Origin of the sequence: Saccharomonospora xinjiangensis XJ-54 (assembly GCF_000258175.1) — a bacterium.
GTDB lineage: Bacteria > Actinomycetota > Actinomycetes > Mycobacteriales > Pseudonocardiaceae > Saccharomonospora > Saccharomonospora xinjiangensis.
The window spans coordinates 4,676,757-4,700,309 of the sequence record NZ_JH636049.1; the positions used below are offsets into that span (position 1 = coordinate 4,676,757).

General features: G+C 70.3%; 23 protein-coding genes. 10 read left to right on the plus strand and 13 right to left on the minus strand.

From position 1 onward, the window contains the following. The first annotated feature begins 100 nt into the window (after positions 1-100). Positions 101-517, plus strand: a complete 417-nt coding sequence (locus SACXIDRAFT_RS23675) for a hypothetical protein (protein WP_232285358.1) — start codon at positions 101-103, stop codon at positions 515-517. Here SACXIDRAFT_RS23675 and SACXIDRAFT_RS21270 read toward each other — a convergent pair whose 3' ends face one another. Continuing rightward, a complete protein-coding gene (locus tag SACXIDRAFT_RS21270) occupies positions 518-1,888 on the minus strand; it encodes an FAD-binding oxidoreductase (protein ID WP_006240751.1) in 1,371 nt (456 codons plus the stop codon). It abuts the gene before it with no gap. A 66-nt stretch (positions 1,889-1,954) separates the two neighbouring features. On the opposite strand from SACXIDRAFT_RS21270, the gene SACXIDRAFT_RS21275 reads away from it, so the two are divergent. Beyond that, positions 1,955-2,950 carry a helix-turn-helix transcriptional regulator gene (locus tag SACXIDRAFT_RS21275; RefSeq protein ID WP_006240752.1) on the plus strand — a complete coding sequence of 332 codons (996 nt, stop codon included), beginning with the start codon at positions 1,955-1,957 and terminating at the stop codon, positions 2,948-2,950. 15 nt (positions 2,951-2,965) lie between these two features. On the opposite strand, the gene SACXIDRAFT_RS21280 is transcribed toward SACXIDRAFT_RS21275, so the two are convergent. Both SACXIDRAFT_RS21280 and SACXIDRAFT_RS21285 read right to left on the minus strand, forming a co-directional pair. Then, entirely contained in the window at positions 2,966-3,586 is a 621-nt protein-coding gene (locus tag SACXIDRAFT_RS21280; RefSeq protein WP_006240753.1) for an L-threonylcarbamoyladenylate synthase, read from the minus strand. Between the two features lie 10 nt (positions 3,587-3,596). Further along, entirely contained in the window at positions 3,597-4,373 is a 777-nt protein-coding gene (locus SACXIDRAFT_RS21285; protein WP_040922875.1) for a PIG-L deacetylase family protein, read from the minus strand. A gap of 50 nt (positions 4,374-4,423) precedes the next feature. Here SACXIDRAFT_RS21285 and SACXIDRAFT_RS21290 point away from each other — a divergent pair, with 50 nt between their 5' ends. Together SACXIDRAFT_RS21290 and SACXIDRAFT_RS21295 are read left to right on the plus strand one after the other, a co-directional pair. Then, a complete protein-coding gene (locus tag SACXIDRAFT_RS21290) occupies positions 4,424-4,648 on the plus strand; it encodes a hypothetical protein (RefSeq protein WP_040922320.1) in 225 nt (74 codons plus the stop codon). Between the two features lie 51 nt (positions 4,649-4,699). Continuing rightward, on the plus strand, positions 4,700-5,812 hold the full coding sequence (locus SACXIDRAFT_RS21295; protein WP_006240756.1) for a hypothetical protein: 1,113 nt from the start codon (positions 4,700-4,702) through the stop codon (positions 5,810-5,812). A gap of 135 nt (positions 5,813-5,947) precedes the next feature. Here SACXIDRAFT_RS21295 and SACXIDRAFT_RS21300 read toward each other — a convergent pair whose 3' ends face one another. The 6 genes from SACXIDRAFT_RS21300 to SACXIDRAFT_RS21325 form a co-directional block, all read right to left on the minus strand. Beyond that, positions 5,948-6,514, minus strand: a complete 567-nt coding sequence (locus SACXIDRAFT_RS21300) for a hypothetical protein (RefSeq protein ID WP_006240757.1) — start codon at positions 6,512-6,514, stop codon at positions 5,948-5,950. Between the two features lie 26 nt (positions 6,515-6,540). Continuing rightward, positions 6,541-7,359: an FAD binding domain-containing protein gene (locus SACXIDRAFT_RS21305; protein WP_006240758.1), complete on the minus strand. Its 819-nt coding sequence runs from the start codon at positions 7,357-7,359 to the stop codon at positions 6,541-6,543. After that, on the minus strand, positions 7,356-7,826 hold the full coding sequence (locus tag SACXIDRAFT_RS21310; RefSeq protein WP_006240759.1) for a (2Fe-2S)-binding protein: 471 nt from the start codon (positions 7,824-7,826) through the stop codon (positions 7,356-7,358). The genes SACXIDRAFT_RS21305 and SACXIDRAFT_RS21310 overlap by 4 nt, the downstream gene beginning before the upstream one ends. 5 nt (positions 7,827-7,831) lie before the next feature. Beyond that, entirely contained in the window at positions 7,832-10,105 is a 2,274-nt protein-coding gene (locus SACXIDRAFT_RS21315) for a xanthine dehydrogenase family protein molybdopterin-binding subunit (RefSeq protein WP_006240760.1), read from the minus strand. Between the two features lie 232 nt (positions 10,106-10,337). After that, positions 10,338-10,832, minus strand: a complete 495-nt coding sequence (locus tag SACXIDRAFT_RS21320; RefSeq protein WP_006240761.1) for a hypothetical protein — start codon at positions 10,830-10,832, stop codon at positions 10,338-10,340. Positions 10,833-10,966: 134 nt separating this feature from the next. Further along, positions 10,967-12,616, minus strand: a complete 1,650-nt coding sequence (locus SACXIDRAFT_RS21325; protein WP_083840173.1) for a phytoene desaturase family protein — start codon at positions 12,614-12,616, stop codon at positions 10,967-10,969. 90 nt (positions 12,617-12,706) lie between these two features. On the opposite strand from SACXIDRAFT_RS21325, the gene SACXIDRAFT_RS21330 reads away from it, so the two are divergent. Continuing rightward, positions 12,707-13,780, plus strand: coding sequence for an NAD-dependent epimerase/dehydratase family protein (locus SACXIDRAFT_RS21330; RefSeq protein ID WP_157599798.1), 1,074 nt, complete (start codon positions 12,707-12,709; stop codon positions 13,778-13,780). Between the two features lie 19 nt (positions 13,781-13,799). Here the strand turns inward: SACXIDRAFT_RS21330 and SACXIDRAFT_RS21335 are convergent, their stop codons facing one another. Continuing rightward, a complete protein-coding gene (locus SACXIDRAFT_RS21335) occupies positions 13,800-14,252 on the minus strand; it encodes an SRPBCC family protein (protein WP_006240764.1) in 453 nt (150 codons plus the stop codon). A 233-nt stretch (positions 14,253-14,485) separates the two neighbouring features. Here SACXIDRAFT_RS21335 and SACXIDRAFT_RS21340 point away from each other — a divergent pair, with 233 nt between their 5' ends. Next, the gene (locus SACXIDRAFT_RS21340; RefSeq protein ID WP_040922321.1) at positions 14,486-15,454 is read left to right on the plus strand and encodes a bile acid:sodium symporter family protein; all 969 of its coding nucleotides are present in this window, start codon (positions 14,486-14,488) and stop codon (positions 15,452-15,454) included. Positions 15,455-15,474: 20 nt separating this feature from the next. Here the strand turns inward: SACXIDRAFT_RS21340 and SACXIDRAFT_RS21345 are convergent, their stop codons facing one another. After that, positions 15,475-15,828: a hypothetical protein gene (locus SACXIDRAFT_RS21345; protein WP_006240766.1), complete on the minus strand. Its 354-nt coding sequence runs from the start codon at positions 15,826-15,828 to the stop codon at positions 15,475-15,477. A 223-nt stretch (positions 15,829-16,051) separates the two neighbouring features. Between SACXIDRAFT_RS21345 and SACXIDRAFT_RS21350 the strand changes: the two genes are divergently transcribed. Genes SACXIDRAFT_RS21350 through SACXIDRAFT_RS21360 form a run of 3 tightly spaced genes read left to right on the plus strand, consistent with a single transcriptional unit; the run spans position 16,052 to position 19,783 of the window. Beyond that, positions 16,052-16,582 carry a DUF2231 domain-containing protein gene (locus SACXIDRAFT_RS21350; RefSeq protein WP_006240767.1) on the plus strand — a complete coding sequence of 177 codons (531 nt, stop codon included), beginning with the start codon at positions 16,052-16,054 and terminating at the stop codon, positions 16,580-16,582. Between the two features lie 45 nt (positions 16,583-16,627). Further along, positions 16,628-18,700, plus strand: coding sequence for an amylo-alpha-1,6-glucosidase (locus SACXIDRAFT_RS21355; RefSeq protein ID WP_006240768.1), 2,073 nt, complete (start codon positions 16,628-16,630; stop codon positions 18,698-18,700). 60 nt (positions 18,701-18,760) lie between these two features. Continuing rightward, positions 18,761-19,783 (plus strand): glycosyltransferase family 4 protein, encoded by a 1,023-nt coding sequence (locus SACXIDRAFT_RS21360; protein WP_006240769.1) that lies wholly within the window; start codon positions 18,761-18,763, stop codon positions 19,781-19,783. Here the strand turns inward: SACXIDRAFT_RS21360 and SACXIDRAFT_RS21365 are convergent. After that, positions 19,765-21,987, minus strand: a complete 2,223-nt coding sequence (locus tag SACXIDRAFT_RS21365) for a DUF6351 family protein (protein ID WP_006240770.1) — start codon at positions 21,985-21,987, stop codon at positions 19,765-19,767. The two genes, SACXIDRAFT_RS21360 and SACXIDRAFT_RS21365, sit on opposite strands and share 19 nt — an antisense overlap. Positions 21,988-22,291: 304 nt before the next feature. Here SACXIDRAFT_RS21365 and ligD point away from each other — a divergent pair, with 304 nt between their 5' ends. Beyond that, complete coding sequence (gene ligD / locus SACXIDRAFT_RS21370; protein ID WP_006240771.1) at positions 22,292-23,233, plus strand: non-homologous end-joining DNA ligase; 942 nt, start codon at positions 22,292-22,294, stop codon at positions 23,231-23,233. A gap of 113 nt (positions 23,234-23,346) precedes the next feature. Here ligD and SACXIDRAFT_RS21375 read toward each other — a convergent pair whose 3' ends face one another. Continuing rightward, entirely contained in the window at positions 23,347-23,547 is a 201-nt protein-coding gene (locus SACXIDRAFT_RS21375; RefSeq protein ID WP_006240772.1) for a hypothetical protein, read from the minus strand. Between the last annotated feature and the right edge of the window lie 6 nt (positions 23,548-23,553).

The following is a 23,553-nucleotide window of genomic DNA, read 5'->3' on the forward strand; positions in this document are numbered from 1 at the left end:
GATCGCGGGACTCACGGGCGGGTGTCCTCGGTGACAGCACTTGACACTGCTCCATTCGTTCGAACTATTGTTCGACTCAAGGGAGTAGTCGGGAGTGCACGTGAACCAGCCAGCACCACAACCGCAGCGTGAGCCAGGCGAGCCGCGTGAGCCGCCGTGGCCGTGGTGGCAGCGCGACGCGAGTTCCACACCGGCCAGGCCCGTCTGGCGGCGGGCCGACGGGGCACCCGCAGGGTTCCGCCCCGTCGATCCGCCCCGGTGGGTGTGGGTGGACCTGCGTGCCGCGCTGCGCAAGGACGCGTTCACCTTCACCGACGACAACCCGGCCGGATTGCAGTACCGCTACGAGGCCAAGGGACTGCTCAGGGCGTGGATGCCGTCGGTCGATGGCGCCGCGCTCGCACTGGTGACCTACCAGTTGTTGACGGCCGACCTGGCGTGGCGCACCACCGTGACGGCGTTCGTGCCCGCGCACTCGGTGCGGTTCCGGTCCCGGACCGGCAGGGAATCCCGCTGATCACTCCCCTGAGACACCGCCGTGGCCGGTGTGCAGCAGCCCGCCGGGATCGATCTCGTCCGTGATCCGCCGCAGCCGTTCGTAGTCTCCGGGTGCGAAGGCTGAGCGCATCTCGGCAGGGTTGAGCGCGCGGAACGTGAAGTTGAGCCACCTGCCGAGCGCGGCGTCGGTGAACAAACCGAGCGCGGCGTCGTGGAGGCCGCGCACCCTCTCCCGCTCCGCACCCTCCACCGGTGACAGAACCGACACGAGGTAGGCGCCGTCGCGATGGCCCACCGCGCTCGCCCCGCGCGGCGCTTCAGCGATGGCTCCGCCCAGATGACGCAGCCCTACCACGGTCAGCACCGGCGCGGATGGTCCCGCCGCTTTCGTCAGGCCGGCGAGGGCCTGCGGGTCGAGATCGCGGACGACGACGTTGTCACCGAGGTAAGGGTGTGGCTGCTCGGGTTCGTCGAAGACGGCCCCGGTGTCGAGGTAGGACCGTTCGGCCAGTGTGTCGCCGATGACCGGCCCGATCGCGCGCAGTGGTTCCACCAGCTCCCGCCCCTCGTCGGCCTTCCCGCAGTGGACGACACGCATGTGCGCCACCGGCCGCCCGCGCAGCGGATCGGGCAGCCCCGGCAGGTCCGGATAGGTCAGCACGGTCACGGCCGAGGTCAACTCGCCCGGCAGGTCCGAGGTCCAGCGCCGCCAGGCGTCGAGCACGTCCGGCGCCTGCTCGACATCGAAGAGCAGGCTGCCGCCGTAGACATGGGCGACGGGAACGAGGCCGATCTCCATCCCGGTGACCACACCGACGTGGCCGCCTCCGCCACGCAGGGCCCAGAACAGCTCGGGTTCGCGGTGTTCGGTCACCTGCCGCGCCCGCCCATCGGGGGTGACCACGTCGAACCGGCGCACGTGGTCGCAGGCGAGACCGTAGCGGCGGGCCAGCAGGCCGAGACCCCCGCCCAGGGTGTAGGAGACGGCGCCGACGCCGGGGAAGCTGCCGGACAGCGGCGCGAGGCCGTGCGGGGCCGCCGCCTCGACGACGTGCCGCCACGTGGCTCCCGCCTCGACCCACGCGGTGCGGGCGGCGGGATCGACGCGCACACCGGTCATCCGGCGGGTGCTGATCAGCAGTCCCGTGGTGGGCGTGACACGCCCATGCCCCGTGGCCTGCACGGCGAACGGGACTCCTCTGGTCGCCGCGAGCGACACGGCGGCGCGCACGTCCTCGGCGCGGGTGGCGGCGAGAACTGTGATGGGAGTGTGGGGGTCGAGCAGCTGGTAGCCGCCGCACTCGGCGTCGTACCCGCCGGTGCCGGGGGTGAGCACCGGGGCTCTGGTGTGTGCGGAAAGGTCGGCTCGAAGAGGGGTCCTGTCGGTCATGTGCGGCACGCTATGGACCGTTCCGGACAGCTGATGTCCGGAAGCGGTGAGCGAAAGTGAGGAATCGTGTCCGTACTCGCGGACGAGCCGGGGAGCAGGCGGCAGCACACGCCGTCCCGGTTGCTGCGGCTGCTGTCGCTGTTGCAGACCCGGCGGGAGTGGTCGGGGGCCGAACTCGCCGCGAAGCTCGGTGTCACCGACCGCACGGTGCGGCGCGACATCGACCGGCTGCGGGCGCTGGACTATCCCGTGGCGAGCGCACCCGGCACCGCGGGCGGCTACCGGCTGACCTCAGGCCGCGACCTTCCCCCGCTCCAGCTGGACGACGACGAAGTGGTCGCCGTGGCGCTGGGACTGGTGACGGTGGCGAGCACAAGCGTCACCGGGATCGCGGACAACGCCATGACGGCGCTGGCCACGCTGGAACGCGGTCTGCCCAACCGGCTGCGGCCCCGGCTCGCTGCCCTCGGCCGCAGTGCGCTCGCCGTCCCGCTCCGCGAGGCACCCGGCGTGGACCCCGCCGTGCTGGCCGTGCTCGCCTCGTGCTGCCGCGACCGCGAGATCGTGACCTTCGACTACCACGCGCGCGACGGCTCCCGCAGCGCCCGGCGAGTCGAACCACATCACCTGATCACCGTGCGAGGTCACTGGTACCTCCTCGCCTACGACCTTCGGCGGCACGGCTGGCGGTCCTTCCGTGCCGACCGGCTCGGCTGCCTGACGCCGGTGCGGCACCGCTTCGTCCCGCGCGCGCTGCCCGCGCCGGACCCTGCGACCTACCTGCGCCGGTCCTTCGCCGCCGCTGAGTACGCGCACAACGCCCGGCTCGCGGTGGCGCTGCCTGCCGACGATGTGCGGCAGCGGGTGTTCACGACCGTTCCCGGTGAGATCGAACCCGCCGGTCCGAACGCCTGCACGGTGCGGCTGAGCGCGGAGTCGGTGGATCTGGTCGCGCAGTACGTCGTGGTGATCATGGCGCTGGACACCGAGGTCACGCTCGTGGACGTCTCACCGGAGGTGGCGCGCAGGCTGCGGGCTGTGCGCCGGAAGCTCCCGGAGTGAAGCGAGCGGACGGTCTCAGCGGAACCGTCCGGGGTCGCCAGAACCCTCGCGCACGATCTCCGGCGCGCCCTCGGAGAAATCGACGACCGTGGTGGGTTCAACGCCGCAGTCCTCGGAGTCGAGCACGACGTCCACCACCGCGTCGAGACGTTCCTTGATCTCCCAGCCCTGCGTCAACGGTTCGTCCTCGCCCGGCAGCAGCAACGTGCTCGACACGATGGGCTCGCCGAGTTCGGCGACGAGCGCCTGCGCCACCGCGTGGTCCGGGATGCGCACGCCGACGGTCTTCTTCTTCGGGTGCGCCAGCTGGCGGGGCACCTCCTTCGTGGCGGGCAGGATGAACGTGTAGCGGCCCGGAACGGCGGACTTGATCGCGCGAAACGCCGCGTTGTCGATGTGGACGAACTGCGCGAGCTGCGCGAAATCCCGGCAGACGAGTGTGAAGTGGTGCCGTTCGTCCAGTTTGCGGATCGCGCGGATGCGATCCATGCCCTGCTTGTTGCCCAGCGCGCAGCCGAGCGCGAAACACGAGTCGGTGGGATACACCACGACGCCGTCCGACCGCAGAATCCGTACCGTTTCCGCGATCGAACGCGGTTGCGGGTTCACCGGGTGCACATCCAAATACCTCGCCACGGCCCCCAGGCTAGGTGTTCCCGCCGCGGAAGGCCACAGGTCGTTCGACGGCGGTGAACCACTCCCGGCCCAGGAGCAACCCGAACACGGGCGCCGGTAGCCGCACGAGCATCCGGAACACTCCGGACATCCGGCCTGGTTTGTGCAATTCGGACACATGGGCCGCCAGTGCGGCCTGCTTGTGCCGCGCGAAACGCCGCACGGTGAAGGCGTGGGTGATCGCCGAACGCGGGCTGTAGACGCGGGCGAGGGCTGTGTCGTCGAAGCCGGGTGGAACCCGCAGCGCGCGAAGTGCGCGCGCGATCAGCACCAGCGGCTCGCGGGGCAGCGTCGCCTCCAGCAGCCGCACGGTCTCCACCAGCGCGGCGGCGGCGCGGCCGACCTCGTGGACCTTCACATGATCCCGGTGGCCGTATCCGCCGTTGGCGTCGTAGCTCAGGAGCACGTCCGCGTTCTCCTCCCGCAGCAGAGCGGCCAGCAGGCGAGCCGCCTCGCCGGTGTCCGCTCTCGCGAATCGCGTGCGGTCACCGGGATCGGGATAGAGCACGGGCCCGTGTCCGCTGTCGGCGTACCCGAGGTGTTCCACCCGAGCCACGCCAAGAACAGCCGCGCTCGCGCGCAACTCGGCGAGCCGGGGCGCTCCGGCCTCGGACACCCGGTCCATGAGCCCATCGGTGGCGACCACGAGCACAACGCGGTGGCCGTCGGCGGACGCACGGGCGAGGGTGCCACCGGTCAGAAGTGCTTCGTCGTCGGGATGCGCGTGGAACGCCACGATCGTCGCCATGATCCCCATCTTGCCCTGCGGCCTCGGGGTGGCTGGCAGAATACGAACACATGGCCGAACAACCACAACGCCCAGAAGCCGATCTGTCCAGGCGACGTCTGGTGTCGGTGGCACTCATGACCGTCGTGGGTGTCGGGGTCTTCGTCGTCGCGATGCTCACCACCGAGCCGAACTGGATGATGTGGTTCTTCGGCATTCTCATGCTGGCGTCCGCGCTCGCGTTCTGGGTGACCTACCTGCTGTACCGGATCAAGCAGCGCAAGCGCGGGCAGTGATGCCTGCGGTGCGGTAGGGACAGGTGGCGCAGCACTGGCTACCGTTCCCCGGTGACCGAATCCCCTGTCCCAGCCGCCACCCTCGACGTGCGGCCGCTCGGGTTCACCCCTGCCGACGGTGTACTCGTTCGCGACACGCCGTTCCTGCCCGACGTGCTCCGCGGTGTCCACCGCGCCGTGGTGCGGTCGGCGGTGCTGGCTCCGCTGCTCGTGCTGTGCGCCGCCTCGCTGTTCGTCACGACGGAGGGGTCGCTCGCCGTTCCCGTGCTGGTGGCGTTCGGCGCCGGGATGTATCTGCTGTGGACGCTCGCGCGGGTGTCGTCAGGAAGGCTCGCCTCCGATCGGGTTCTCGGCACGCGGCTGCGGTCGGTGTCGCTGGTGCCGGAGGACGTCGTGCTGACGCGATGGCGGGTCGCGCTGCGCGTCGGCGGGCCCACCGACCGGCACTGGGTGTGCGGCTGGTTTCCCCGCGCCTACCGCGAGATGTTGCTGCGACACCGGCGGGTGCTCGTCGTCCAGCCTGCTTCCGCGCGCCGGGTCGTGGTGATCGTGCCTGGCTCGCTCGCGGTGTTCACCGCACGGTCGCGTCGTGCCGCGCCGAAGGGGGCACACCCGCAGACCGCGGCGCCGAGTCACACCGTCTCCGCGATTCCCCGCCACGACGTGGTGCTGTCCGCGTGGCTCGCGATGAACACGTGGATTCTCACGGTCGCCGCCGTGGTGCTGTCCTCCACGGCGATCTTTCTGGCCGCCCAGTCGGTGCCGGTCCTGCTCGACGGTGGCCCCGGCGACGACGTGGTCCTCACCTACGGCAGCGTGGTGCTGGCCGTGCTGCTGCTCGTCGGAGCCGTGACCGTCGTGGTGTCGCTGTGTCGCCTGCGCCACCGGGTGGTCTCGGCATCCGGGTGGCGCTGCCTGCGTGCTCGGCTTCACGAGACGGAGCCGTCGCCGGCAGGTGCGGGACGTTACCGGTTCACCGCCACCGTCCAGGATGCCGACGGCCGGGTGGAGCAGGTCTCGGCGCGAGCGGCGTTCGCCGACATCGTCGCGAGCATCGCCGACACGGGCCGCATGTGGGTGCTCGACACCGGGACCGACTCCGGGAACTGGACGGCCGGAATTCCCGGCCACCCTGTGCTCGACACGGTCGTGCGGCAGCGCTGACCACTGCGAGCGGCCCTCGGTGGTGCGGTTGCGCCGCGACGACGCGGTGCCCGGCCGAACCGCGCGCCACGCGCCGCGAAACCCCGCCGCGCACGGCTTCGGCTTCCGTGGGGGGTTCGCGGCTCAGTGCGACGATCAAGCTCTGTGCACGAGCGTGGACACCATCGCGTCGAGTTCGCGTGTCGCGACGGGGAAATCGCAGTAGCCGGGATCGGCTGCGGCGTCCTGCCAGAACGTGTAGACCTGGCCCGTTCTCGTCCAGGCCAGCATGTCGATGATCTGCGTGAAAACCGACGAACCCGACCACTCCTCGATGCCCTCGACCTCCTCCTCGTCCTCGACGGTCGAACGCAGGTCGCGTCCCGTGAGCAGACGCAGCCAGGCCGCCGCCGCGTAGGCGGTCTGCGAGATCACGTGCAGGTCCGGGTCCTGGTCCTCGGAATAGACCAGACCTACCGTCATCAACTGGTCGTAGACCGCATCGACGTCAACCTGGTCCCCCGCGGCCGCGCGGTGCCATGCCCGCACAGCGTCGGGGGTCGAGATCCGGGGCTCGTCGCTGAGCGGGTCGTCCTCCTGCTCGACGCGGTCGAGAAGCGGAGCGATCAGGTCGTGGAGCCAGGCCAGCCGCACCTGCGGTTCCGTGCGTTCGGCGAGCTCGTCGAGGGTCGCGAGCAGCGCGGCATACGATGTGTCCGTCATGCGGACGTGGATAGCACAGGGGCTCCTCAGCCGTTCCCGCTCGCCCGCAGCAACGCCCGCTCGGTGAGCACCCGCGCGAGATGGGCGCGATATTCGGCGGTGGCGTGGGGTTCGTCGGCGGGATGGGTGTCCTCGGCGGCCAATGTCGCGGCCTCGGCGATGGACGCCCCCTCGGCCAGCGCCCGCTCGGTGGCCGAAGCCCTCCTCGGCGTGCCAGCCATGTTGATCAGGCCGATCTGGTTGCCCTGCACCGCGACTCCCACGATGGCCCAGTCGATCGCGCGGCGCGTGAACTTCTCGAAACCCCACCCTCTGCCGTCGGCGCGGGGCAGGCGGATCTCGGTCAGCAGTTCTCCGGGTTCGCGCGCGGTGGTGAAGGGGCCGAGGAAGAACTCCCCCGCCGCGATGGTGCGCTCGCCTTCGTGGCCACGGACGACGAACTCGGCGTCGCAGGCCAGCAATGCGGCAGGCAGGTCCGCTGCGGGATCAGCGTGGGCCACGGCTCCGCCGATGGTGCCGCGATGCCGCACCTGAGGGTCTCCGATCACCCCGGCCACGTGCGCCACCAGCGGCGCGTGCTCGGTCAGCACAGGATGGCGCATCAGGTCGTGGTAGCGGGTCGTCGCGCCGATCGCGACGGTGTCGCCGTCGAGCCGCACGTACGACAGCCCGGGCAGGCCGCCGATGTCCACGACGACGTCGGGCGCGGCCAGCCGCAGCTTCATCAGCGGCAGCAGCGAATGCCCTCCCGCCAGCAGGGCCGCCTCGTCACCGTGGTCGGCCAGCACGGAAAGCACATCGTCCACAGAGGACGCGCGGTGGTAGCGCAGCGTCGCCGGGATCACTTCTCGGCCTCCTGCCCCGAGGCGGCCATCACCGCGTTGACGATGTTGTGGTAGCCGGTGCAGCGGCACAGATTGCCTTCGAGGCCCTGGCGCACCTGCTCCCGCGTGGGTTCGGGATTCTCGTTCAGCAGCGAGGCCGCAGCCATGATCATGCCGGGGGTGCAGAACCCGCACTGGAGTCCGTGCTGTTCGGAGAAGGCCCGCTGCAACGGGTGCCTGCGGCCGTTCTCCCCTGGCAGCCCCTCCAGCGTCGTGACGCGGTGTCCGTCGGCCTGCGCCGCCAGCACCGTGCACGACTTCACCGACTCGCCGTCAAGCAACACCGTGCAGGCGCCGCAGGAGGTGGTGTCGCATCCGACGTTGGTGGCCGTGAGCCCGGCGACGTCGCGCACGAAGTGCACGAGCAGCATCCGGTCCTCGACCTCCTCGGTCACCGTCCGTCCGTTGATCTCGATCGTGACGCGCAACGCTGTCAGTCCGCCTTCCGTACTCGCGCCGGTGCTCCAGCCGCCGCCTGAATCGCCTCCCACACCCGCAGCGGTGTCGCAGGCATGTCCACGTGGGTCACGCCGAGATGCGACAGCGCGTCCACCACCGCGTTCTGCACCGCGGGCGTGGACCCGATGGTGGCCGACTCGCCGATGCCCTTGACACCGAGCGGGTTGCGGTCGGTGGGCGTGACCATGTCCACCAGCTCGAAGTCGGGCAGTTCGGCGGCCGTGGGGAACGAGTAGTCGGCGAAGGTCGCCGTGGTGGGGTTGCCGTCGGCGTCGTAGTGCATGACCTCCAGCAGCGCCTGCGCCGCGCCCTGCGCGAGCCCCCCGTGCCGCTGCCCTGTGAACGTGACGGGGTTGACCACCGGGCCCGCGTCGTCAACGGCGACGATGCGCCGCAACGTGACCTTGCCCGTGAGCGTGTCCACCTCCACCACGGCGAGGTGCGCACCGAACGGGAACGTGGGCGCCACGTCGTCGGTCCACACGTCGGCCGTCAGCTCACCGTCGGCGCGTTCGGCCAGCTGCGCCCAGCTCACACCCCCGGCCGAGGCCGCTCCCCGCACTCGCCATGTGCCCGACTCGGTGTCCAGTTCGAGATCCCCCGGCGCTGCTTCCAGTTCCTCGGCCACCAGCGTGCGGGCCTTTTCGATCACCTCGTCGGCCGCCTTGCGCATCGCGGATCCGCCGAACTGCAACGACCGCGACCCCATCGTGCCGACACCCTTGGGGATCTCGTCGGTGTCGCCGTGCCGCACGGTGATCTTCTCCATGGGCACGCCGAGCCGGTCGGACAGCAGCATCGCGAACGTCGTGTGGATGCCCTGGCCGTGCGGGGACACACCAGTGTAGGCCGTGACGGTGCCGTCCGGGTTGATCACCACGCGCCCGCTGTCCCCGCGCGCGTCGGCTCCGGTGATCTCGACGTAGGCCGACATCCCGATGCCCAGCGCGATCGGATCGCCCTCCGCCCTCCTGCGGGCCTGCTCCTCCCGCAGCCGCGCGTACCCCGCCGCGTCGAGGACCTTGTCGAGGGCGGCGGCGTAGTCACCGGTGTCGTAGGTGGCCCCGGTCTGCGTCGTGTGAGGGAACGCGTCCGGTGGGATGGCGTTCTTCCTGCGCACGTCGGCCGGGTCGGCGCCGATCTCGGCGGCGAACAGGTCGATCGCCCGCTCCACCGCCGCGGTCGCCTCCGGCCGTCCCGCACCCCGGTATGCGGCGATGGGCGTGGTGTTGGTGACCACGGCCCTGCTGCGCGTCTCCACGCGCGGGAACGCGTACACGCCTGCCGCCATCAGCTCGGTCAGCGTCGGAAGATACAGCGTGCGCGGGTAGGCTCCCGCGTCCTGCACGACGTCGAGGCGGAACGCCAGCACGGTGCCGTCGCGGCGACCCCCGATGGTGATCGTGTTGCGTTGCGCCCTGCCGTGCGTCATCGCCGTCAGGTTCTCGCTGCGGCTCTCCACCCAGCGCACCGGCCGTCCCGCACGCCGCGCCGCCCACGCCAGGAGCACCGCCTCGGGGTCAGCGCCGATCTTCGCGCCGAACCCGCCTCCGACGTCCGGCGTGACGACCCTGACCTGCGCCGTATCGAGGCCGAGACTCTTCGCGAGCGCCGAGCGCGCGAAATGGGCGTTCTGGGTGGACAGCCACATGGTCACGCGACCGTCGGCTCCCCACACGCACGCCGCGCCTCTGCCTTCCAGGGGGGCGGGAGCGACGCGCTGGTTGACGATGGTGCGGGTGACGACCACGTCGCAGTCGGCGAAGGTGTCGTCGTGGAACTCGCCGCCGTGGGTCTGGGCCACGTTGCCGTCGAGCCCGGGATGCAGCACGACCTCGCCGGTCAGTGCCGCCTCGACGTCCGCGACGACGTCGAGCGGTTCGTAGTCCACATCGACGAGTTCGGCCGCGTCGGCGAGCTGGTAGGCCCGCTCGGCGAGCACCAGCGCCACCGGCTCACCGACGTAGCGGACGACCCCGTCGGCGAGCCACGGCTGCGGCACGGGACCGGCCTTGCCCGGCGCGAGGTCGAGGTCGGCGGCGGTGTAGACGGCGACGACCCCCGGCGCCGACTCGGCCTCCGAGGTGTCGATCGACGTGATCGTCGCGTGTGCGATGGGGCTGCGCACGAACATGGCGTGGAGTGCGCCGGTGAGCGCCTCCTCGCGAAGGTCGTCGATGTAGGTGCCACCCGTCGTGATGAGTGCGTCGTCCTCGACGCGGACCACCCTGGTACCGACGATGCTCACAGAAAGCCTCCCACTACGACTCCGCGACGATCATGCCGAAAGTGCTGGGGATGTGCCAGGGCCACCACACCCCCACCGGCGTGTCCGCACTTCCCGCACGCGTGTCCGCACCTTGTGCACAAGCCTTTGCACTTCTCGCACGCGTGCCTGCACTTCGGCGTCCCCTGGGTGCCAACACCCGCGCGCAAGGTGCCAACACCCGTGCGCAACCTGCGGACACGCCCGCAGGGTTTCAGGAGAAGGCGGCTTCGGCGAAACGCTGGTGCAGGCGGGCCGCGGTGGCTCTCTGGCTCTCGGCACGGGTGAGCAGATCGTCCAGCTCGGTGAGGTCGAGCCTGCCGTCGCGCTGGGCTCGCACGCGCAGGCTTCGCCACAACCCCTCCTTGGCGGTGGCCTGCATCGCGAGCGCTTCCAGTTCGAGCACGGGACTCGACGGCGACGACGCCACCAGCTTCCCGTTGAACTTCACCCTGCCGAGCTTCTCCGCGGCCCACGCCGCTGTGGCTTTGTAGGCGCGGACGGGGACCTCGAGGTCGGCCATGATCCTGCGCAGAGTCCGCAAGTCCTCCGCCAGCTCGTCGGACAGCGCGGTCAGCTCGGTGGCGTGAGCCGAAGTGCGCTGCTGGGAGGCCAGCCGCCGGGCCAGCTCCACGCCGCCGACGGTGATGGCGTGGTGGTCGTTGAGGTAGGTCGCCAGGACGAGATCGACGGTGCCGGTGCCGAGCATGGCCGCCGGATACCCGCTACGGCGGCTCCGACACCGCCCCGCGCCCCGAAGGGTGGCCGACCCGGGTCGGCGACACCGCCCCGGCGAGTGCCCGGCCCGATCCCACGTTGACCCTGTCGCGCGCCCCCGGTGCGTCAGTCCGCGTACAACGCCGCGTGCAGCGTGCGCATCAGCCTGCCGTAGCCTGCCCCGGCGAGGTGGCCCGCTCTCGCGAGCGCGGCCTTCGCCGCGTTGGCTCCAGGCCCGCCGTGCACGGCACCTCCGGGGTGCGCCGACGCGCCCGCGAGGTAGAGCCGGTCGATGGGCGTGTCCGACCGGCCGAGCCCCGGCACCGGCCGGAACACCAGTTGCTGGTGCAGTGCCGCCGTCCCGGCGTTGATGGCGCCGCCGACCAGGCTCGGTTCCGCGCGGTGCAGGTCGGCCGGACCCATCACGTGCCGCCGCCGGATGCGCGAGGTGAAGCCGGGGGCGTGCCGCTCGACGACGCTCTCCACGCGGTCGGCGAACCGGCGCAGCCGGTCGGCGTCCCACTCCAGTCGCTGCGGCACGTGCGTGTACGCCCAGGCGACCTCCGTGCCCTCCGGTGATCGCGTCGGGTCGCTGGTGGTCATCTGGCCCAGCACGAGCATGGGCTCGGCAGGCACGCGCCCCGAGGTGAGTTCGGCGCTGTAGCGGGCGAGTCCGTCGAGGTCGTTGTCGAGGTGCACCGTTCCGGCCCCGCTCGCGTCCGGATTGCTCCACGGGATCGGCCCCGACAGCGCCCAGTCCACCTTGACGGTCGCGTCGTCCCACTGAAACCGGTCCACATCGGACAGAAGTCGGGCCGGAAGGTGTTCCTCACCGACGAGATCGCGATACAGCGACGGCGCAGGCACATCGGCGAGCACCGCCCTTCGCGCCCTCACGAGGGTGCCGTGCGCGTCCCGCACGCCGAGCGCGCGCCCGCCGGCCACGAGGACGCGGGTGACAGGGCGCGAGCACGCGATCCGGCCCCCTCGCGTGCGAAGGCGGGTGGCCAGCGCCTCGGCCAGATTTCCCGCCCCGCCTTCCGGGACAGGGAAACCGACGTCCTGGCCGAGCATGCTGAGCAGCCACCCGAACACGGAGCTGCCTGCCGCGCCGGGGCCGAGGTCGCTGTGCAGCGCGTTGCCCGCGAGCAGCAGCCTGGCGCCGTCGCCGTGGTAGGTCTCCGTGCCGAGAGTGCGCACCGGGGTGGACAGCATCCGCACGAACCTCAGGCCGTCGGCGACGCCGAGCGTGCGCGCCAGCCGCGTCGCCGCGCGCACCGGGGGGAACGGCGTGAACAGCACGTCGAGGAACGGTTGCTTGATCCGCAGCCACTCGTCGAACTGTCGTCTCCACGCGTCGCCGTCGCGGGCGTCGAAAGCGGACAGCGACGCCGAGGTGGCGTCCGGATCGCGGGAGAGAACCGCGGCCCTGTCGTCGGGCAGCACGTGGGCGAGCACGGAGGGCGCGTGCCGCCACCGCAGCCCGTACTGTTCGAGGTCCAGTCCACGCATGATCGGCGAGGCTGCCGTCATCGGGTAGAACGCGCTGAACACGTCGTGCCGGAACCCGGGTTCGGTCAGCTCGGCGGTGCGGATCGCGCCCCCGACATGTGGCGTGGCCTCCAGAACGAGGACGTCCCAGCCCGCATCCGCCAGCAGATTCGCGGCCACCAGTCCGTTCTGTCCCGCGCCGACGACGACGGCGTCCACGGTGTCGTCCGCACCGCCGTTCGACACCGGTGCCTTCGTGCGTGCCACGGCCCTTGACGTACCCACTGGGTGCGACGCTACACGCGCGGGCCTGCCGCCCGCGTTTCACCGTGGCGGTGACCGGAAATCTCCACGGGTGTGACAGTCGGCCGCAGAATCGTCGTGACCGGTGCGACCGGCAACGTCGGGACGGCGTTGTTGCGGCGTCTGGCTCTCAGCGGCGACCGGGAGGTGGTCGGCATCGCCCGGCGCGTTCCCCCTCGGGGAAGCGAGCCGTACCGGCACGCCGACTGGGTGGCGTGCGATCTCGGTGGTCCCGGCGGGTCACGGCGGCTGGCCGAAATCGTCGAGGGCGCCGACGCGGTGGTGCATCTCGCGTGGGCGATCCATCCCCGCCGGGACGATCCGCCGATGTGGCGCACCAACGTCGCAGGCACCCGCCGCCTGCTGCGCGCGATCACCACGACCGGGGTCCGCAGGCTCGTGGTCGGCTCGTCCGTGGCCGCCTACTCCCCCGCGCCGCGCTGGTCCAGGGTGAGTGAGGGCTGGGAGCGGGGCGGTATCGACGGCAGTGCCTACAGCCGGGGCAAGGTGTGGCTGGAACACCATCTCGACGAGTTCACCCGGCAGCATCCCGGCATCGCCGTGACCCGGCTCCGGCCGTGCGCGATCCTGCAACGCGACGCGGCGGGCGAGTTCGCGGCCTGGCTGTTCGGCAGACCGGTCCCTGGCCGCTGGGTCGGCGCGCGATGGCTTCCCCTGCCGTTGTGGCCGCACCTGCGCGCGCAGGTCGTTCACGCCGACGACGTCGCCGCGGCGACGGTGGCCGCCCTCGACAGGGGCGTGGAGGGCGCGTTCAACCTCGCGGCCGAACCCGTGCTGAGCGCAGGGGACCTCGCCTCCGCCCTCGGTGGTCACCGCGTTCCCGTGCCGAGGAGCGTGCTGACGGCGGCCTCGGGGCTCGCGTGGCGAGCGGGCGTTCATCCGCTGCATCCGGGGTGGCTGGAGCTGGCGGACAAGGCCGCGCTCGTCGATACGACGCGGGCGAGGACGGACCTGGGGTGGACTCCTGTGCACGGCGCGGTGGAGACGGTAACCGCGCTGGTGTCGGGTCTGCGCGACCGCGCGGGAACGGCGAGCGCGGCCCTCGCGCCCGAGCCGGCGACGCCGCTGTGGCGGCGGTGGGCACACGGGCGGTGGGGCACGCCGAGCCACCAGTCGCAGCACTGACAAGGGGGCGGTTGTCCGGTCACGCTCCTTGCCGGGGGCCGCGGTTCACGACGATGTCCGCCAGCCTCGCGAGCGCCTCCGCGTTGCGTGGCTTGAGGACGAGCGCTTGAACGGACGTGGGGAGGTGGCTCGCGGGGCCGCTGACCGCTTCCTCCGCCATCGTCACCCTCGTGCCGTGCTCGCCCTCGGAGGTCAGCGTGATGCGGACTCGGGCGCGGCCGAGCACCCACAGCCGCGCGGCGAGCTCGATCATCCGGCCTGGCGCGACGGCCGTCACCGTGGACACGTCGGGTACCTGTAGCGGCCACAGCCCCGCCTTGTGGTGGATGCGGCTGCCTTCGGCAGGCCAGGACGCGTCCACGTTGCGGATGTGCGCGTTGCCGACCACCCACCCCGCATAGGACCACCCGTCGGCGAGGACCGCGTACACGCGCTCCGGCCGAGCCGGCATCACCCGGCTGACCTCGATCATCCCGTTCACCTCCCCGTGCGCAGTACCCGCACGGAGGCATGTTGACTCCTGCCGTCCCCCTCGCGTCCTGCGACGGCACCGAATCCGGTCTGGACCACTCCTCCGGGCGTCCGCACCCGGCCTTGCGGTCCCCGGCGGTGACGATGGCCGGGAGTGATCCGCGCTGCACCCGGTTCACCATCGTGGCCCCTGGCCGTAGAGTGTGGCTCCCAATCCGGCGCCGAAGGGAGATCATGAGCAACCGACGTGGTGCGCTCGCGGCACTCGCCGATGTCGTCGGCCGCTGGTTCGCGGTCCTCGTGGTGCTCGGCGGAGTGGCTGGTCTGGCGCTGCCCGAACAGACGGCGCAGCTCGCCGGCCTCGTGCCGCTGCTGCTTGGCGTGATCATGTTCGGGATGGGCCTGACTCTGCGGGTCCGTGATTTCGCGTTGGTGCTGCGCCGCCCGTGGGCCGTCCTGCTCGGGTTGTGCGCGCAGTTCGTCGTGATGCCGTTGTCGGCGCTGGCCGTGAGCTGGCTGTTCGGCCTCACGGGCCTGCTGCTGGCCGGGATGGTGCTGGTCGGCGCCGCACCAGGAGGCACGGCGTCGAACGTCATCGTCTACCTCGCCCGCGGCGATGTCGCCCTCTCGGTGACGTTGACGTCCGTCGCCACGCTGCTGGCGCCGGTGCTGACGCCGTTGTGGGTGCTGTGGCTGGCCGGGTCGGACCTGCCGGTGGGCTTCGCCGATCTCTTCGGCTCGATCGTGCAGATCGTGCTCGTTCCCGTGCTGGGAGGCGTACTCGTGCGAGCGGTCGCGGGCCGCCTCGTCGAGCGGCTGATGCCGTACCTGCCTCTGGTGTCGGTCACCGGCATCGTCGTCGTGGTCGCCGGGGTGGTGGGAGCCAATGCCGATGTGGTGTCCACCAGTGGGTTGCTGCTCGCCTGTGCGGTCGTCGTCCACAACGGGCTGGGGTTGGGTCTCGGCTACCTCGCGGCGAGGGTCGCGCGGCTCGACGAGAGCGCCTGCCGCGCGGTGAGCGTGGAGGTCGGCATGCAGAACTCCGGACTGGCCGCGAGCCTCGCCACCGCTCATTTCGCGCCGCTCGCCGCGCTCCCGGCAGCGCTGTTCTCGGTCTGGCACAACGTGTCCGGCTCGGCGCTCGCCACCTACTGGGCGAGGCGTCCCGCGCGGGACCGGCGGCAGCCGTCCCCCTCCTCCTGAGGCGGCGGGCTCACGGCTCTTCAGTCGTCGTCGAAGTCGAAGGGGAAGAACTCGAACCGCAGGATCTCGTGCCGCGTGATCGCTCTCAGCACCCCCGCGGCATCACGCCTCCGCAGTTGATCCAGCGCGCGGGCGAGCTCCTCCGCCGCACGTGCCGGGTAGCCGTCGGTTTGCGCCAGGGTGCGATGCAACTGGGAGATCTCCCACCCTTCTCCCGAGCCACTGCCCGCCGGTACCGCGAGCGTGATGTCGAGCAGCCAGCGTGACGGCTTACCCGTCAGCGCCGGTGTCTGGTGTGCCTCGATGCCCGCGATGTGATCGGCCCTCACCAGCCCGTCGGTGAGTGTGGCGATCCAGATGTTCTCCAGCCCCATGCCCTGGTGCGTACCCGGAGTGCGAGCGACGTATGCGTGCCGTGAACAACAGAGAACAACACTAAGCCAAGCCGTATAGGACGTTATACATGCTTAATCCGATCCGGTGGTTGGCTTTCCGTCACCGCCACCGCCAACGGCATCACTGGAGTGGCCCAGCCTGGAATGGAAGCTCATCACACCCCGGCCCGATTGGGCGCCCCGGAAACGGGTACCAGCCGGGATGATGCTTCCTCGACTGCTCCGTGCCTCCGAATCCGTGCACCGCATCGACGGTGTCGCCGAGACCATCGCCCAGCGTGCGCGCCGCCTGCTGCGGAACAACACCGCCGACCGGCTACTGCGAGGCTCCTGGATCGGCCATCCTGCCCACCCGCTCGTGGTCACCGTGCCCATCGGCGCATGGGTCTGCTCCGCGGCCTTCGACGCGCTCGGCGACCGCGAAACCGCACGAAAACTCATCGCCATCGGCTCGCTCACCGCACCGGCCGCCGCCGTCACCGGACTGGCGGAGTTCGCCCGCCTGTCCACCGTGCAACGCCGCGTCGGCGCGCTGCATTTGGCGGCCAACGTGGTGGCACAAACGTGTTACCTTACTTCGCACCGCTGCCGGAGGAGAGGCTCTCACGGAACCGGAACACTGTGGAGCCTGCTCGGCCTGGCCGCGGTCGCGGCGGGCGGCGCGCTCGGCGGCCATCTCTCCTACGCCCTCGGCGCCGGCGTGTACGAGTGGCAGGAAGGCCCCGAGCACTGACCCCGCGGTCGTGATCTCGAACGACCACGCCGAGGAGGTCCTGGCATGACCGTCACCCTCGTCCACGGAACGTCGTTCTGCGTGTGCGACGACGACGGCGACTTCAGCGGTTCGCGCGCCGAAGGCGCCTTCTACCAGGACACTCGCATCCTCTCCGGCTGGCAGTTGCGGATCGACGGCAGGCCCGTCGAACCGATCACCGTGCAGACGCCGGAACCGTTCCATGCGAGGTTCGTCGGCCGCGCGCACTCCGGCGAGGGCGAGGGCGAGAGTTCCCTTCTCGTGCGCAGAGAACGCTACATCGGCGGAGGCATGCGCGAGGACCTCATCCTCCGCAACTACGGCCGCACCAAGGTCACCTGCACAGTCAGCCTGCGGGTGACCGCCGACTTCGCCGACGTGTTCGAGGTCAAAGCAGGCCGCATCCAGGAGAAGGGCCACCACGCGGTGGAGGTCACCGGCACTGGCCTGCACCTGACCCGCTATCTCGACTCCACCAGCAGGGGCGTGCGCATCACGGGACAGACCCTCGACGACACCGTCGCCGAGTACTCGCGCGACCGCGTGAGCTTCCGCGTCGTCGTCGCGGGAGGCGAGGAGTGGTACGCCTCCGTGGGAGCCCTTCCCGTCATCGACGGCACCCCGATCATCCCGCTGTTTCCCCGTGAACATCCCGTCGAACATTCGCGGCCTGCCGTGCTCGCCCGCCGCTGGCGCGAGGAAAGCCCCGTGCTGCGCTACTCCGACAACCGATCACTCGCGCACACCCTGCAACGCAGCAGGGAAGACCTCGGCGCACTGCGCATGTTCGACCCCGACCGGCCCGACGACGTCGCCATCGCAGCCGGAGCGCCGTGGTTCATGGCGCTCTTCGGCAGAGACTCGCTGCTCGCCTCCCTCATGTCGCTGGCGATCGACCCCACACTCGCGCTCGGCACCGTGCAGACCCTCGCGCACCACCAGGGCACCAAGGTGGACCCGGACAGCGAGGAGGAGCCGGGCCGCATCCTGCACGAGGTGCGTTTCGGTGCGGACGTCTCACTCGCCCTCGGCGGCAGCCACATCTACTTCGGCACCGTGGACGCCACACCGCTGTTTGTGATGCTGCTCGGCGAACTCAGCCGCTGGGGCATCGGAAGGGACCACGTCGAGGCACTGCTCGGGCACGCCGACCGCGCGCTCGACTGGATCGACCGCTACGGCGACCGCGACGGCGACGGCTTCGTCGAGTACCACCGCGCCACCGAACGCGGTCTGATCAACCAGGGCTGGAAGGACTCCTGGGACGGCGTGAACTTCGCCGACGGCACCATCGCCCGCTCCCCGATCGCGCTGTGCGAGGTGCAGGGTTACGTCTACGCGGCGTTCGTGGCAAGGGCTGAGCTGGCCGAGAACTTCGGCGACCGCGAAGGAAGCCGGTACTGGCGCGACCGCGCAGGCGCGCTGAGAAAACGATTCAACGAACGATTCTGGCTCGCAGAACTCGGTCGTTACGCGCTCGGTCTCGACGGCGACAAACGCCCCATCGACTCCGTAGCGTCGAATATCGGTCACTGTCTGTGGACGGGAATTGTGGACGAGTCCCGCGCCGAGTCGGTCGCGAATTCACTTCTATCCACCCCGATGTTCAGCGGATGGGGAATTCGCACGCTCTCCTCCGAGATGGGTGCCTACAACCCGATGAGCTACCACAACGGTTCCGTGTGGCCGCACGACAACGCGCTCATCGCCGCGGGACTCATGCGTTACGGCTTCGTCGAGCACGCCCAGCGGGTCGCCGTCGCCGTCTTCGACGCGGCGCGGGCGTTCGACGGAAGACTTCCCGAACTGATGTGCGGCTTCGACAGGTCCGAGTACGACACCCCCGTGCCCTACCCCACGTCGTGCTCACCGCAGGCGTGGGCATCGGCCGCTCCGGTGCACCTCCTGCGCACCCTGCTGCGGTTCCAGCCCTCACTTCCCCACCGCAGGCTCCGGGTTTCCCCCGCACTTCCGGAATCATTCGGAGCGTTACTGATCGATGACGTTCCGCTCGGAGGAAGCCGCATTTCCATCGAAGCGCGGGGAACCGAAGTCAGAGTCGGACATCTGCCTTCGGGGATCGAATTGGTTCATTAGGTCGAAGGACATCCGAGACCGAACCGTTTACCCCATCGCCCCACGGGAATTGGGGCCAACATGAGTCAACCGAGAATCGCCATGATCGCTCCCCCGTGGTTCGAACTTCCGCCCACCGCCTACGGTGGCATCGAGGCCATGGCCAGCGATCTCATCGAACAACTCACCCTCCGAGGACTCGACATCACACTCGTCGGCGTCGGCCGCAACGGAACTCCGGCCGACTTCGTGCCCACGTACGACACGCCGAACGAGAACCGGCTCGGCCAGGTGCTGCCCGAGGTGACCCACGCCGCGGCTCTCACCGAGATCATCGAGAAGATCGACCCGGACGTCGTCCACGACCACAGCCTCGCAGGCCCGCTCATGGCGCGCGGCAGGACCGTGCCGACCGTCCTCACCGCGCACGGACCCGTGAACGGGGAGATGGGCCAGTACTACCGAGGTCTCGGCGACAGCGTGCAACTCGTCGCCGTGTCCGACGCGCAGCGGCGGCTCTCCCCCGACCTCAACTGGGTCGGCACCGTCCACAATGCTGTGCGCGTCGAACGGTTCCCGTTCAGTGAGGACAAGGACGACTACGCGCTCTTCCTCGGCAGAGCCTGCCGCGAGAAGGGAATCCCGCAGGCCATCGCCGCGGCGAGGAGGGCGGGAATCCACCTCAAGATCGCCGCGAAATGCCGTGAACCCGAGGAGAAGGCGTACTTCGACCGCGAGATCGTGCCACTGCTCGGCGACGGCGTCGAATGGCTCGGCGAAGCCGACCGCGCCCGCAAGGTGGAACTGCTCCGCTCCGCCCGCTGCCTCGTCTTCCCCGTCTGCTGGGAGGAACCCTTCGGCATCGTCATGGTCGAGGCCATGGCCTGCGGCACGCCGGTCGTCGGATTCCGCAGAGGCTCGGTTCCCGAGGTCGTCACCCACGGCCGCACCGGCTACGTGTGCGACGACGTCGAGAGCCTGGCGACCGCCATCGGGCGAGTCGGCGAACTCTCACCTCACGACTGCCGCAGAGAGGCCGAACTCCGCTTCGACGTTGACATGATGGCCGACCGCTACGCCCGGATCTACCGGTCCGTGCTCTGAGGGTCCACCCCCACCCCCCTGGCCACACCCGCCACCGGGTACCGCAGCCACGTGCCCATCAGGCCTTGCTGCTCGGCACCCGGCCGGGAGTAGTCGCAGACCCCGTCGGGAAAGGTTTCCAGCAGTCGTTGCCACTGCTCGCCGGTGAAGGCGACGGCGTAGTCGGCAGGGTCCACTGCCTTGAGGTCGCACTTGATGACGTCGGCCGCCACGTTCTCCCCCGCGACCTCACGGGGGAAGGAGGCCGAGGGATACCACTGCTCACACTCGCTGGCCGGATCACGGTCCAGTGGCTGCGCCACGAAGACCGGCTCCGTATCGCGGGAGAGGCAGCCCTCCCGCAACGTCGCGGGTTTCGCCTCGGCGATCTCGTCGATGTCGAAAGGAGCCTCGCCTGATCTGTCCAACGTGGTCAACCAGCTATCCATGCCCTCGATGGCACTGCGCAGCAACGGACTTCGGGTGCTGAACCCGCCGTAGCGGTTGTCCTCGAGCAGGCTGACGTGATTGGCGGCCGAACCGTTGGCCGCACGGAGCCGCTCCCGCATCGAGAAGGTGTGGTAGCGCACGTGGATGTCGCCGTTGGGGCGGTCGTCGGTGTAGGCGCGGTAGTCGATGATCGGGATGCTGCCGAGTCCGCCGCCGCCGCTCGTGAGCCGACCTGTCCGGTAGGCGATCCTGATCGCGTCGCGGTCGCCGTGCGTGCGCCGGGGCACGAGGTTGGCGTCGTTGTCGAAGCCACCGACGGTGCCGTTGAGGTCGAGGAACTGCTCGGGCGTGATGGTGCCGTCGTTGAGTGCCGCGAGACCGTACTGGATGCCGACGTTGTCGAGCGGCCTTCGCGCGAACCCGGTTTCCGGATCGCGGCCGTACACGTTGACCGCGTGGTCGTACACGCCGCAGCGCACGCCGCCGGGATTGGTCTCCGGGTGGTACCGCTGGTCGGCGGGCACCATGTCGCAGAACGCCGTCGGCGAGATCCGTCGCGCGCCCGCCGCCACGTTCGGAGCCGTTTCGTAGCGCAGGAATCCCGTGACCGCGCGCTTCTGTTCCGGCGACCAGTCGAGGCCCGTTCCGGTGAAGTACTCGTGCAGCAGCCAGGCGTCGGTGATGAAGTTGACCGTGCCGAAGCCCACCTCGGGGAACGAGCAGCCCACGATGATGCCGTCGAAGATCCCGGGGTAGTTGTCGGCGATCTGATGCGCCTGGTAAGCGCCTCCCGAACAGCCGAATCCGATGGTGTGCTCAATCGGGCCGTGCCGCTCGACGAAGCGTTCCTTCACCATCATCGCCGTTTCCGCCGCCGTGACGTCGGCGCAGTTGGCGCCGTAGACGTTCAGCGACGACGACATGACGCCGTATCCCCTGCCGAGCATGAAGTCGTCGGTCACCCCGCCGGTGCTGTTGCCCTGCCGGTACCAGCCGTTCACGCAACCCCCGCCGAGGGTGTAGATCACCCGGCCGTTCCACGCCGATGGCCGGGAGGCGGGGCCCGGTTCCGGTTCGATGAGCGGATCGTGCAGCACCGTCATCTGGTAGATGCCCCGGTTGAGCGTGCCGGTCTCCATCCTCACCACGTAGGGAACGCGGTCGCCGACGGACGTCGTGGTGGTGGCGAGGTCGTCGGGGTAGGTGGTGGCATCGGGAGGCCACGGCGCGAAAACCCCGCCCGTGGTGCGGTAGAAATGGTCCACCCGTGTCTCGATCGAACAGTTCTCGTCGATCGGCTCGCCGAGCGTGCCGCCGATGACCGGAAGGCGGAAACGCGTCGTCTCGCAGGCGAACGGCTGCTGGTGCGGGCCGGAGAAGACCGGCCCTTCCCCCGGGTGGTTGACGACGGTCAGTTCGCTACGAGGCCGCCCTCGCCCCGGCACGGACGCCACCACCTCGTTGGAGCCCTCGCGCAGGCCGGTCACCCGGCCCATCAGCGTGCGGTCCCGACTGTCCACTGTGAATAGATCGGTGATGTCAGAGCCATCCAGCCGCACGGTGACGGCCCGCAACGGCAACCCCTCCGCCACCGTGACCTGGAGCAGCGCGTCGCCCGCTGTCACCATGTCAGCCCTGCCCGACAGCACCCGCAACGACAGCGCATCGCCGTCGTCGGCCCGGCTCTCGGCAGGCGAGAGCGCGACGACCAGCGTGGACAGCAGCGACACCACCGCCACGGAGGCGGCACTCCACCGTGTCGAATCACGTCTCATGCGGACCTCCCCTATCGGTGGCGACCCTGTACTGTAACCGACCGATTTCAGTCGGTAATGAGCCTTTCGGGCGCACCGGATTACCGCCGACCGGCCCCCCACGCCGTGCAGGAAGTGCCGACATGCGTGCAGGAGGTGCGGACACGGGTACGGGAAGTGCGGACACGGTCGGCCTGGTTCACCCTCGGCGGGGGTGTCGGCTGCGGCTGTGGTGGGAGGCGCCGAGCATGAGGGCATGGCACCACCATTGCCACCATCGTCACCGCCACCATTGCCACCATCGCCACCGGCACCGCTGTCGCCGATGCTCGCCGTGTCCGGTGACGTGCCGGAAGGCGAGGACTGGGCCTACGAGTGGAAGTGGGACGGTGTCCGCGCGATCGTGGGCGTCGGAGGCGGAAAGGTGCGCATCCACTCCCGCAACCTCCGCGAGATCACCGCGACGTATCCCGAACTGCACGCCCTCACCAGCCTCACCCGCGCCAGCCTGCTGCTGGACGGGGAGATCGTGACGCTCGACGAACACGGCCGCCCCAGCTTCGGGCGCCTCCAGTCCCGCATGCACGTCCACGTGCCCTCGGCACGCCTGCTGCGGAAGGTACCCGTCCACTACTACGTATTCGACCTGCTCGTCATGGGCAGCGAGAACACGTGCGGCCTGCCCTATCGCGTGCGCAGGGAAAGGCTCACCGCGCTCGGCCTGACCGCCTCGCCCACCGTCCACACGCCGGAGCACTACACGCACGTCTCCGGCGCCGAACTGCTCGGTGTCGCCGCACAACACGGACTCGAAGGCGTGGTGGCCAAACGGCTCGACTCGATCTACCGGCCCGGTATGCGGTCGCGGAGCTGGGTGAAGACACCGCTGCGGGCCACGCAGGAAGTGGTTGTCGGCGGTTGGGTCTCCGGTGAGGGCCGCCGGTCGGGCACGCTGGGAGCGCTCCTGCTCGGCGCCTACACCGCCGACGGCTCGCTCTGCTACGTCGGGCACGTCGGCACGGGGTTCACCGAGGCCGCGCTGGCGGACCTGCTCGCCCGGCTCCGCCCGCTCGCCCGGCCCTCCAGCCCGTTCGCCACCCCCGTTCCCCGCGACAGGGCCCGCCACGCGCACTGGGTGGAACCCGCTCTGGTGGGCGAGGTCGAGCACCGGCAGTGGACCACCGACCGGAGGCTGCGGCACCCGTCGTGGCGGGGACTGCGCCCCGATCGCGACCCGCACGAGATCACGGTGCCCCCGCCCGCGTAGGTACCGTGCCGCATCGACCAGCAGCCGTTTCCTACCCGCCGCCGAACGCGATTCCACCGGCCCCCGCTCGTCCGGCACAACCGGCACGACCGGCGGTGGGAGCACGCGGTGCCTCACTCGCGGCGCTCGACCTCCGCCCTGCCCCGCGCCCGCCACAGGGCCTCACCGAGATCAAGCACACCCACCACGACGAGCACCACCCCGAGCGGCCCGCCTCGGAACCACAGGAACTCGTCCTCGCGGAAGAGCAGCGCGAGCACCGCCCCCGCGACGATGAGCACCACCCCGAGCGCCACCTTCGCCTTGGTCGCCATTCCCAT

Coding starts and splice junctions, on each gene's coding strand:
- SACXIDRAFT_RS21285 (WP_040922875.1), bottom strand. CDS start 4,373: ATGGCGACGATCGTGGCGTTCCACGCGCATCCCGACGACGAAGCACTT.
- SACXIDRAFT_RS21345 (WP_006240766.1), bottom strand. CDS start 15,828: ATGGGGCTGGAGAACATCTGGATCGCCACACTCACCGACGGGCTGGTG.
- ligD (WP_006240771.1), top strand. CDS start 22,292: ATGCTCGCCGTGTCCGGTGACGTGCCGGAAGGCGAGGACTGGGCCTAC.
- SACXIDRAFT_RS21300 (WP_006240757.1), bottom strand. CDS start 6,514: ATGACGGACACATCGTATGCCGCGCTGCTCGCGACCCTCGACGAGCTC.
- SACXIDRAFT_RS21365 (WP_006240770.1), bottom strand. CDS start 21,987: ATGAGACGTGATTCGACACGGTGGAGTGCCGCCTCCGTGGCGGTGGTG.
- SACXIDRAFT_RS21375 (WP_006240772.1), bottom strand. CDS start 23,547: ATGGCGACCAAGGCGAAGGTGGCGCTCGGGGTGGTGCTCATCGTCGCG.
- SACXIDRAFT_RS21355 (WP_006240768.1), top strand. CDS start 16,628: ATGACCGTCACCCTCGTCCACGGAACGTCGTTCTGCGTGTGCGACGAC.
- SACXIDRAFT_RS21350 (WP_006240767.1), top strand. CDS start 16,052: ATGATGCTTCCTCGACTGCTCCGTGCCTCCGAATCCGTGCACCGCATC.
- SACXIDRAFT_RS21335 (WP_006240764.1), bottom strand. CDS start 14,252: ATGATCGAGGTCAGCCGGGTGATGCCGGCTCGGCCGGAGCGCGTGTAC.
- SACXIDRAFT_RS21360 (WP_006240769.1), top strand. CDS start 18,761: ATGAGTCAACCGAGAATCGCCATGATCGCTCCCCCGTGGTTCGAACTT.
- SACXIDRAFT_RS21340 (WP_040922321.1), top strand. CDS start 14,486: ATGAGCAACCGACGTGGTGCGCTCGCGGCACTCGCCGATGTCGTCGGC.
- SACXIDRAFT_RS21270 (WP_006240751.1), bottom strand. CDS start 1,888: ATGACCGACAGGACCCCTCTTCGAGCCGACCTTTCCGCACACACCAGA.
- SACXIDRAFT_RS21320 (WP_006240761.1), bottom strand. CDS start 10,832: ATGCTCGGCACCGGCACCGTCGATCTCGTCCTGGCGACCTACCTCAAC.
- SACXIDRAFT_RS21290 (WP_040922320.1), top strand. CDS start 4,424: ATGGCCGAACAACCACAACGCCCAGAAGCCGATCTGTCCAGGCGACGT.